The 9742-nt window shown below is 63.0% G+C and carries 9 protein-coding genes and 1 pseudogene; 7 read left to right on the forward strand and 3 right to left on the reverse strand.

Annotated features, from left to right (window positions below):
• Positions 1–278 precede the first annotated feature (278 nt).
• From Q0105_RS15580 to Q0105_RS21575, 3 genes are read left to right on the forward strand one after another with little or no spacing between them, the layout of a single operon-like run.
• On the forward strand, positions 279–824 hold the full coding sequence (locus Q0105_RS15580; RefSeq protein WP_298213048.1) for an ankyrin repeat domain-containing protein: 546 nt from the start codon (positions 279–281) through the stop codon (positions 822–824).
• A gap of 44 nt (positions 825–868) precedes the next feature.
• Entirely contained in the window at positions 869–1315 is a 447-nt protein-coding gene (locus tag Q0105_RS15585; RefSeq protein WP_298213049.1) for a hypothetical protein, read from the forward strand.
• Positions 1219–1554 carry a lysozyme inhibitor LprI family protein gene (locus Q0105_RS21575; RefSeq protein ID WP_366145931.1) on the forward strand — a complete coding sequence of 112 codons (336 nt, stop codon included), beginning with the start codon at positions 1219–1221 and terminating at the stop codon, positions 1552–1554. Before Q0105_RS15585 ends, Q0105_RS21575 begins: the two co-directional genes overlap by 97 nt.
• Before the next feature lie 329 nt (positions 1555–1883).
• On the opposite strand, the gene Q0105_RS15590 is transcribed toward Q0105_RS21575, so the two are convergent.
• Together Q0105_RS15590 and glmS are read right to left on the reverse strand one after the other, a co-directional pair.
• Entirely contained in the window at positions 1884–3434 is a 1551-nt protein-coding gene (locus Q0105_RS15590; protein WP_298213050.1) for an aromatic amino acid ammonia-lyase, read from the reverse strand.
• A 248-nt stretch (positions 3435–3682) separates the two neighbouring features.
• The gene (glmS, locus tag Q0105_RS15595) at positions 3683–5617 is read right to left on the reverse strand and encodes a glutamine--fructose-6-phosphate transaminase (isomerizing) (RefSeq protein WP_298213051.1); all 1935 of its coding nucleotides are present in this window, start codon (positions 5615–5617) and stop codon (positions 3683–3685) included.
• A 138-nt stretch (positions 5618–5755) separates the two neighbouring features.
• Between glmS and Q0105_RS15600 the strand changes: the two genes are divergently transcribed.
• The 4 genes and pseudogenes from Q0105_RS15600 (at position 5756) to Q0105_RS15615 (ending at position 9012) form a co-directional block, all read left to right on the forward strand.
• Entirely contained in the window at positions 5756–6244 is a 489-nt protein-coding gene (locus tag Q0105_RS15600; protein ID WP_298213052.1) for an Lrp/AsnC family transcriptional regulator, read from the forward strand.
• 166 nt (positions 6245–6410) lie between these two features.
• A complete protein-coding gene (locus Q0105_RS15605; protein WP_298213053.1) occupies positions 6411–7421 on the forward strand; it encodes a DnaJ C-terminal domain-containing protein in 1011 nt (336 codons plus the stop codon).
• Positions 7418–7774 carry a MerR family transcriptional regulator gene (locus Q0105_RS15610; RefSeq protein ID WP_298213054.1) on the forward strand — a complete coding sequence of 119 codons (357 nt, stop codon included), beginning with the start codon at positions 7418–7420 and terminating at the stop codon, positions 7772–7774. Before Q0105_RS15605 ends, Q0105_RS15610 begins: the two co-directional genes overlap by 4 nt.
• A 185-nt stretch (positions 7775–7959) precedes the next feature.
• A pseudogene (locus tag Q0105_RS15615) lies at positions 7960–9012 on the forward strand (diguanylate cyclase).
• A gap of 31 nt (positions 9013–9043) precedes the next feature.
• Here the strand turns inward: Q0105_RS15615 and Q0105_RS15620 are convergent.
• Positions 9044–9742: ATP-binding protein (locus tag Q0105_RS15620; RefSeq protein WP_298213056.1), on the reverse strand; the 699-nt coding region annotated here is incomplete at its 5' end.

Consider the following 9742-nt stretch of genomic DNA (forward strand, 5'->3'; position numbering starts at 1 on the left):
ATACTTCTTCATGAAACCCCTTGAAGTTTGTCCAACTTCTGGGGGTCAGTTCAAACCCGGGGCGATTCAATATGATTGAGGGTGCATTCAAAAAGAGCAAACGGCAAGACTTGACCCCCTCATTTCTCCAAACAGAGTGACAGGCCAACATCACATTGATGCACTGAGAAATGTTGTAGACCAACTGAAGCAAACCCACGAGTACTTCGGAACTCGTGAATCCATGGTCGAGACGCTTGCGAAATTAGGTCCATAAGCCGCGAAAAGGAAGTAACGTGGTGATAACCAAAGATCAGCAAATTAGGAATCAAAAAATCTTGACCGCCATTAATAATGGTGACAGCCAAGCATTCATTGACTTGATGGGGGCGGACCCACAGCAGTTGCGTGTGGTAACGCCATTTGGCACGTATCTGCATATGGCGGCGTCAGCGGGGCAGATTGAACTTGTCAAGTACTTGATCGATGCCGGCCTAGACATCAATGCGCGAAGTGGAGCATTCAACGGTAATGCGCTCAATGAAGCCGCATCCGAAGGGCGGTCTGAGGTCGCAAAATACCTGTTGTCGCATGACGCGGAAATCGATGTGAGTGACCCCGAGCGGAACCCGCTATTTGGTGCCATTTATGCCGCCAACAAAGAGATTGTCAGCATGCTACTTGACGCTGGTATTGATGCTTCCATCAAGTACACAGGCGAGAACATGATGGACATGGGTGCTTATGAATTTGCAAAGGAGCGCGGGCAGCTTGAGATTGCCGATCTAATTGGGGCGAGATATGGTAAAGGGCCTAGTGCAAAAAGAGCAAAAGGCAAGACTTGACCTCCTCATTGAAAATGCCCCCCTCATTTCCTCGGGCTGACGCCATGCAGATCGACTTCGCCGTAAAGGTGAAGCATCTTGGCGCCGCGATTCAGTCTTGGAACGGTTCGGATCCGACAGAGAACTTTGCCGATCTCACGCGAGCACAGCAAACGGTTCTCTTCTCGAGGACATTCCATCAAGGTACAGGAATGCCGGCGACTTCCGTGGCCCAGGGCTTCTATAGCGCGGCTCTGCAAGGACGCTGGGTGCAGGCCGAGACTGCTTTGCGCGCATATGATGTGGCCCCTCAGTGGTACAAGAACCGAGTTGGTTCAGAGGCAAACCTGCTGTTAAAGGAACGAAGCAAATGCGCGTCGCTGATAGTCGACGAATCTGGATTGCGATCTTGCTGGTGTTGGCAGCCGGAGGTGCAGTTGCCGCAACGCGATGCGACAAGATTGAACGAGTCGATGCGCTTAACGAGTGCCTGGGTGACGAACTTGGGATAGCGGATAAGGCGCTGAACTCTACGTACGCAGAACTCCGGCGAAAGCTGGCGCCTGAGAGGCAAGAGGTGCTCAAGAAGGCCGAGACTGCATGGATCGCGTTACGCGACAACGATTGCGACTTTGAAGCCTCAGCTGCGGTGGGAGGGACTGCGTATCAGTCACTCAATCTGTCGTGCCAGATTGAGGCTACCAAGCGGCGCCTCCGCCTTCTGCAAGACTGGCGCAAGCGCTCCCTGTAAACAAGGCAGACCACGGCCGTGGTCTGCCTGCTCTGCAAGAGGCACAGGGGTCTTGCCTTTTATGCCCCCTCATCTGCATTTCGTGGTCAGGACTGCGCAGGAAGTCCACCCGAATTGCTAAATCAGGCTCAACGCGCCATAAGCAAAGAAGGTGCGTTCTTCACCACCGGCCATGAGCAGGATCTGGTGGTTGTCCCCGCGCTGGGAGTGCTCATCTACTCCTACGACGGCTGACAAGCTGGAGTGCCCTGGCGCTACAACGCCTTTGACGACCGAACGTCCTCGGCTGAGACCATCAAAGCACACAAGGGGCCACCCATGCTTCCCTCTCAATGGCCGTACAGCCGCCAGGCGCGGGCGCGAATATCGTCCAGCAGATGATGAAGATCCTGGTCCAGCGCCCGGTCCTCTTCCACCAGCGGCACGCGCACGGCGAGCTCAGACACCCAGACACGCAAGGTGTTACCAATCGGCACATTGACCTGCACACGCTGGCGCAGCGCCACGGCCTGGCGGGCGGCGATCAGCATGGCGGCCACCACCTGCTCCGTCAGCTCCAGCACACGCAAAGCATCGCGCGCAGCGATGGTGCCCATGCTGACCTTGTCCTGGTTATGACATTCTGTCGAGCGCGAGAACACCGATGCTGGCATGGTTTGCTTCAGCGCCTCGGCCGTCCAGGCCGAAGCGCTGATCTGCAACGCCTTGAGCCCATGGTTGATTGCCTGGCGCTCGCCCTGTACAGCCGACAGGTTGGACGGCAGGCCCTGGCTGTAGCGCGTATCGACCAGCAAGGCCAGCTGACGGTCCAGCAGATCGGCCACATTGGCCACGGCATTCTTGAGCCCATCCATTGCGAAAGCGATGTGGCCACCATAAAAGTGGCCGCCATGCAGTACACGCTCTTGCTCAGGGTCGATCAGGGGGTTGTCGTTGGCAGAATTCAACTCACCTTCCACCAACTGACGAAAGAATGGCAAAGCATCTTCCAGCACGCCGATCACATGGGGAGCACAGCGCAGCGAATATCGGTCCTGCAGACGGTGCGAATTGCGCAGCGGCGCCTCAGCAACCAGGTCGGAGCGGATGCGCGCAGCCACGCGCTGTGGGCCTGGATGGGGTTTGGCGGCAAACAGCGTCTCTTCAAAATGGTAGGAGTTGCCTGCGATGCCCACAACGTTCGCGGCGGTGATGCGGCAAGCCAGCAAGGCCACATACTCTGCGCGTTGCCAGGCCAGGCAGGCGAGCGCCGTCATTACTGCCGTGCCATTCATCAGGGCCAGGCCCTCCTTCGGGCGCAGCGTCAAAGGCGCGGCCCCTGTCTGACGCAACGCCTCGGCCGCAGGCATTCGCTCATTTTTCCAAAGCACTTCCCGCTCTCCGCACATAGCAGCCGCCACATACGACAGCGGTGTCAGATCGCCACTGGCCCCCACCGAGCCCTCGGCCGGAATCAGCGGCAGGATGTCGTTGTCCAACAGATGCTCAAGCTGCTGCAACAACGTCCAGCTGACACCCGACATGCCCTGAGACAGCGACGCCAGGCGGCAGGCCAATACGGCCCGTGTTTCCACCGGTGTCAGCCAGCGCCCAGCGCCACAGCCGTGGTAGGTGTATAGGTGGCGGGGTAGCTCGGCGACCAAATCTGGCGGAATCTGCACTGTGCACGAATCGCCATAGCCCGTGGTAACGCCGTAGACGACGCCGTCTTCCCGCAGCAGGCGGTCCAAAAAGTCCGCGCCCTTTTGGATGCGTGCACGGAACTCGGGCGCTGGCGACAGCGCCGCCTTGGCCTGCTGATGAGCAATCGCTGCGATCTGCTCAATCTGTAGCGGACTGCCGTCAAAAATGATGCGTGCAGGACTGGCGTTATGGGTCATAGAGGTTCACTCATCGCAATTTACCTATTTGAATTGAGACGAACGGGCGCACCCAACATCCAGAAGGGGAGCGGTGGACTTCGTCGTAAGAATCTTCGCGCAGCCAGCGCTCCAGTTGCCGTCCGTAGAGAACGTTGCACTGTGGCCTATCGGCTTGGGTTCAGCCGATACAGCAGGCCCTTCTTGCCCAATTTTGACCCGGCCTGAACCGATGGGAATGGCTGTGACGCAGACGCCACCAATCCCACTCACTCCACCGTCACCGACTTCGCCAAATTACGAGGCTTGTCCACATCCGTCCCCCGCGCGCAGGCCGTGTGATAGGCCAGCAACTGCAGTGGCACCACATGCAGCAACGGGCTCAGCGGGCCGTAGTGTTCGGGCATGCGGATCACGTGGATGCCTTCGCTGCTTTCGATGTGGGTGTCGCCGTCGGCCAGCACGTACAGCACGCCTGCGCGGGCGCGCACTTCCTGCATGTTGCTTTTGAGCTTTTCTAGCAGCGCGTCGTTGGGCGCCACGGTGACCACGGGCATGGCGCTGGTGACCAGGGCCAGGGGGCCGTGTTTGAGTTCGCCTGCGGGGTAGGCCTCGGCGTGGATGTAGCTGATCTCCTTGAGCTTGAGCGCGCCTTCCAGCGCGATGGGGTAGTGCAGGCCCCGGCCCAGGAACAGGGCGTTTTCCATGCGGGCAAAGTCTTCGGCCCAACTGATGAGCTGGGGCTCCAGGGCCAGCACGGCCTGCAGGGCCACGGGCAGGTGGCGCATGGCTTTGAGGTGGGCGGCTTCCTGCTCTTCGCTCAGGCGACCCTTGCTTTGCGCCAGCGCCAGCGTGAGCAAAAACAGGCCGGCGAGCTGCGTGGTGAAGGCCTTGGTGCTGGCCACGCCGATCTCGACGCCCGCGCGGGTGATGTAGGCCAGCTTGCATTCGCGCACCATGGCGCTGGTGGCCACGTTGCAGATGGTGAGCGTGTGCTGCATGCCTAACGACTGCGCGTGGCGCAGCGCGGCCAGGGTGTCGGCGGTTTCGCCGCTTTGGCTGATGGTGACGACCAGGGTGCGCGGGTTGGGCACGCTGGTGCGGTAGCGGTATTCGCTGGCCACTTCGACCTGGGTGGGGATGCCAGCGATGGCTTCGAGCCAGTATTTGGCGGTGCAGCCGCTGTAGTAACTGGTGCCGCAGGCCAGGATGAGGATGCTGTCGATCTCCTTGAACACGCGCCAGGCGGCCGCGCCGGGCTGGCCATGCTGGCCGACGCCGTCGAACAGCTCGGGCACGATGCCTTCCACGCCTTCGAGCGTGTCGGCAATGGCGCGGGGCTGCTCGAAGATTTCCTTTTGCATGTAGTGGCGGTAAGGGCCCAGCTCGGCCGCGCCGCTGTGGGCCAACACGGTGCGCACGGGGCGCTGCTCGGCGGTCAAGGCCGCGCCGTCCCGGCCCACGATCCAGTAGCGGCCCAGTTGCAAATCGACCAGGTCGCCTTCTTCCAGGTACACGATCTGGTCGGTCACGCCGGCCAGGGCCATGGCGTCGCTGGCCAGAAAGTGCTCGCCCGCCACCGAGCCTGCGGCCCCGGAGCCCACGCCCAGGATCAGCGGCGAACCCGCGCGGGCGCCCACCACGCGGTGGGGTTCGTCCTTGTGGATGACGGCGATAGCAAAGGCGCCGTGCAGTTCGGCCACCGTGGCCTGCACGGCCTCGAACAGGTCGCCGTTGTAGTGGCTGTCTACCAGGTGGGCAATGACTTCGGTATCGGTCTGGCTGGCAAAGACGTAGCCACGCGCCTGTAGCGCACGGCGCAGTTCTTCGTGGTTCTCGATGATGCCGTTGTGCACCAGGGCCACCCTGCCCTGCGTGCCGACCGCCTCGCCCGTGCCGTAGCTGAAATGGGGGTGTGCGTTGTGCACGGCGGGTGCGCCGTGTGTGGCCCAGCGGGTGTGGGCGATGCCGGTGGCGCCCTCCAGGTGCTCGGTCTGCACCTGCTCCAGCAACTCGGCCACGCGGGCCGTGCTGCGGGCACGCTGCAGGCCGCCCCGCTCGGTGCCGTGATGGGATGCGTTGAGGCTGGCACCGTGCACGGCCACGCCACAAGAGTCATAACCCCGGTATTCGAGCCGCTGCAGGCCCTGTACGAGGATGGGAACGATGTTGCGCGTAGAGACTGCGCCGACGATGCCGCACATGGTGTTTGCCTTGGTTGGAATGCGATAAGGCGATGTTAGGCAAACTCATGAAAAATATTCGATTGAATTTTACGAAAATTTGGACTTAAATTTCATGAAATTCATTGAGTGAAATTTAAATTCAAAATTACAAATCCAATGGAACAAATATCGCTTGATGCCACTGACCTGCAGTTGCTCAACCTGCTGCAAACCGATGCCGCGCAAAGCAACCAGGCGCTGGCCGAGCAGGTGCATGTGTCGCCGCCCACCTGCCTGCGCCGCGTCAAACGCCTGCTGGATGCGGGCTTGATCGAACGGCAAGTGGCCATTTTGCAGCCCGACCGGCTGGCGGCCCTGCAGGGCCATGGGCTGGCGTGCATCGTGGAGGTGTCGCTGGACCGCCAGGGCGCCGAGCAGCTCAACGCATTTGAAGCCCGCGCCGTGGCCGATGCGGCCGTGCAGCAGTGCTGGCGGGTGTCGCCGGGGCCGGACTTCGTGCTGGTGGTGCACACCCGCGACATGCCGGGCTACCTGGCCCTGTCGCAGCGCCTGTTCACGGGCGATGCGAACGTGCGCAATGTGAAAGCCTTTTTTGCAACCCACCGCGCAAAATTTGAGACAAAAGTGCCTCTAGCGCTTGATTGATAAGCGCCAATAGCTATTATTTTTATAGCATCCGCATCCTATAGACACCCGCCTATGTGGTTGTCCTCTTGCCTTCCCGCGACATCGGCATAGAGTGCCTTGACGCAATGCGCAGACCCGGCATGGTGCCGGGCACGCATGCACGCACGCACGGGAGCCACGCTGCATGGAGTTCAAGGACTATTACCAAACGCTGGGGGTCAGCCCCGCCGCCACGGCCGACGAGATCAAGAAGGCCTATCGCAAGCTGGCACGCAAATACCACCCCGACGTGAGCCAGGAGCCCGACGCCGTCGCACGCATGACGGAGGTGAACGAGGCAAACGCGGTGTTGTCAGACCCCGAAAAACGCGCCGCCTACGACCGCCTGGCGCAAGAACCCAAGGTGCAGCCGGGGCAAGACTTCCGGCCACCGCCACACTGGGATGCGGGGTTCGAGTTCTCCGACGGCGCGGGCGGCCACGGCGGCCCTGGTGCCGGAGCCCCTGGCGACTACAGCGACTTTTTTGAAGAATTGTTCGGCCGCGCCGCCAGGGCGCGCGGCGGACCTGGCCGCACCACGCAAGACCACGGCTTCCACGGCCAACAAGCGCACGCCCAGCGCGGCTCCGACCACCATGCCCGCATCGAGCTGGACCTGACCGACGCCTACCAGGGCGCCGAACGCACCCTCACGCTGCAGGGCGCACACCAGGGCGACGACGGATCGCTGGTGCGCGACGAGCGCAGCCTGTCCGTCAAGATTCCGCAGGGCGTGCGCGAAGGCCAGCTTATTCGCCTGGCGGGTCAGGGCAGCCCCGGCTGGGGCGGCGCACCGGCGGGCGATCTGTTTCTGGAAGTGCTGTTCAAGCCCGATCCACGCTGGCGCGCCGAGGGCCGCGACGTGTACCAACCCCTGAACATTGCGCCCTGGGAGGCCACCTTGGGCGCCTCGGTCGAGGTGACCACACCGGGCGGATCGGTCATCGAGGTCACCGTGCCTGCAGGCTGGAAGGCGGGGCGCAAGCTGCGCCTGAAAGGCCGGGGCATTCCCGGCAAGTCGCCGGGCGACCTGTATTTGGAGCTGCATATCGCCCTACCGCCCGCCACCACGGACGCCGAACGCGCCGCCTACGCTGCGCTGGCCCAGGCCTTCCCCCATTTCAATCCGCGCACCGCACAAGGAGCCCAGCCATGAGCGCCCCCACGCCCACCCCCAACGCCGCAAGCGCCCTGCACGCCGCACTGCAGGCCGAGCTGCTGGACGACGACAGCGCCGCGCTCACCCTCGAAGCCCTGGCCAGCGCCTGCCACATGGATGCCCATTGGGTCACCACACGGCTGCAAGAAGGCCTGCTGCAGGCGACCACCCCGGCCGCTGGCAACCCGGTCACCTGGCGATTCAGCGGGGCCACGGTGGTGCGCGCACGGCGCCTGGCCCACCTGGAAATCACCTTCGACGCGGATCCGCACCTGGCCGCGCTCACCACCGACCTGATCGAGGAGGTGTCTGCGCTGCGCAGGCAATTGCAGAAATTTCAAACACGTTGAGATTTTTTTACGATCCAATAGCGTCTTTTCAGCGCATCTAGCCCCATGCCTACTGCTCACCGGCATGGCCCTGGCCATTTCGCGCTGGTGTCATTTTTCATCGCTTTGTAAGCTCCCTCGTACTTCTGCCCTCTTGCCTGCGGGCGCGCCACCATGCCGCGCCGCAGGCCCATCGTTCTCAGACCATGCCGACATCCCGATGCCAGATGCCCTACCGCATCTATCCCCTGCGCATACTGGGCATGGGGCTGGGTGGCATGGTCGCGGGCGTGGTGCTGTGGGAACGCCAGGCATCGGTCCTGGCCTGGCTGTTCTTGGTGCTGTCCACCTTTGTATGGCCCCATTTGGCCTATCTGCTCACGCGGCACAGTGCCGACCCGTACCGTACCGAAGTCCGCAATCTGCTCATCGACTCGGCCATCGCCGCGGCCTTGGTGCCCCTGATGTACTTCAACCTGCTGCCCAGTGTGCTGCTCGTTACGCTGTCCCTGGTGGACAAGGTCACCACCGGCATCCGCAGGTTGTGGATGCGGGCCATGGGGACCATGCTGGTCGCTGGCGCAGTCAGCGCCTTGATCAATGGCCTGCACTGGGTGCCCGAGACGTCGATGCGGGTCATGATTGCCTGCCTGCCAATGATGATCCTGCACACACTGTCGGTCAGCGTCGTGAGCTACCGCCTGATTCGCAAGACAGCGCGCCAAAACCAGATGCTCGACGAGTTGCGGCGCACGGATGCGCTCACCGGCCTGTTCGGCCGCGGCCACTGGCAGGAGCAGGCCGAGGCCGCACTGCGCCGCCACCACGCCAGCGACGAACCCGCCTGCCTGCTGATGCTGGACATCGACTACTTCAAGGCCATCAACGACGTCCACGGCCACACCGTGGGCGACGAAGTGATCCGCGCACTGGCGCATGTGGTGCGCGGCAACGTGCGGTCGGGCGACTGCGCGGGGCGCTACGGCGGTGATGAATTTGCGATTGTGCTGCCCGGCATGCACGCTGGGGATGCACTGGCCATCGCCCAGCGCATCCGCGAACAGACCGAGGGTGTGCGGCTGCGCCACCGGCCCGAGCTGCGCATCACCAGCAGCATCGGCGTAGCCCCCGCCGACCACCGCCACTGCAGCCTGCGCGCCTGAGTCGATGCAGCCGACAAAGCGCTGTATGCGGCCAAAAAAGGCGGACGCAACCGGGTGGAACGGCACCAGGAACCCGCGCTGGCGCCAGCGGTGTAGCCCCACCGCAGCAAAGGGCGAGGCAATCAGCTCACGCCACACCAGCGGCCGCAGCAGCAACATCAGGCCACTGCACCCGCACCGTGCATCCGCCCCCCACAGCGGCGGCTGTGGCCGTCACCGTGCCGCCATGCCGCTGCGCAATGGCGCGGCACAGCGCCAGCCCCGTGCCCACGCCCTCAAATTCATTTTCACGGTGCAGGCGCTGAAACACGCCGAACAAGCTGCCCGCGCGCTCCGGGTCAAAACCCACGCCGTTGTCCTGCACCGTAAAAGCCACGCAGCCCGCTGGTGCCACATCGGGCTGCACGCTGATGCGGGGACGCACCGCCGGGCGGGTGAACTTGAGCGCATTGCCCAGCAACTGCACCAGCACATCCCGCAGCAACGCCGGATCGGCCTGCAGCGTGGGCAGGCCAGGGCCCACGCGCCACTCCACAGCGCGGTCTGCCTCCATCACGGCCAATGCCGCGCGCGCTTCGGCCAGCACATCGGCCAGTGGCACGGGCTGCACGCGCAGTGGGGCGCGGCTGGCGCGCACCAGGGCCTGCAGGCCGTCAATCATGAGACCCATGCGCCGGGCAGACTGGTCCATGGTGGCCAGAAAACCCAGCGCCTCCTGTACCTCGGGGCCTTGCGCCACCTCGGGCGACAGGTCGCCCAGCACCTCGCGCACCAGCGTGCCGTAAGACGTCACATGCCGCAGCGGCGCGCGCAGGTCGTGCGAGAC

The organism is Acidovorax sp. (assembly GCF_027492855.1).
In the GTDB taxonomy this organism is placed as follows: Bacteria; Pseudomonadota; Gammaproteobacteria; order Burkholderiales; family Burkholderiaceae_C; genus Acidovorax.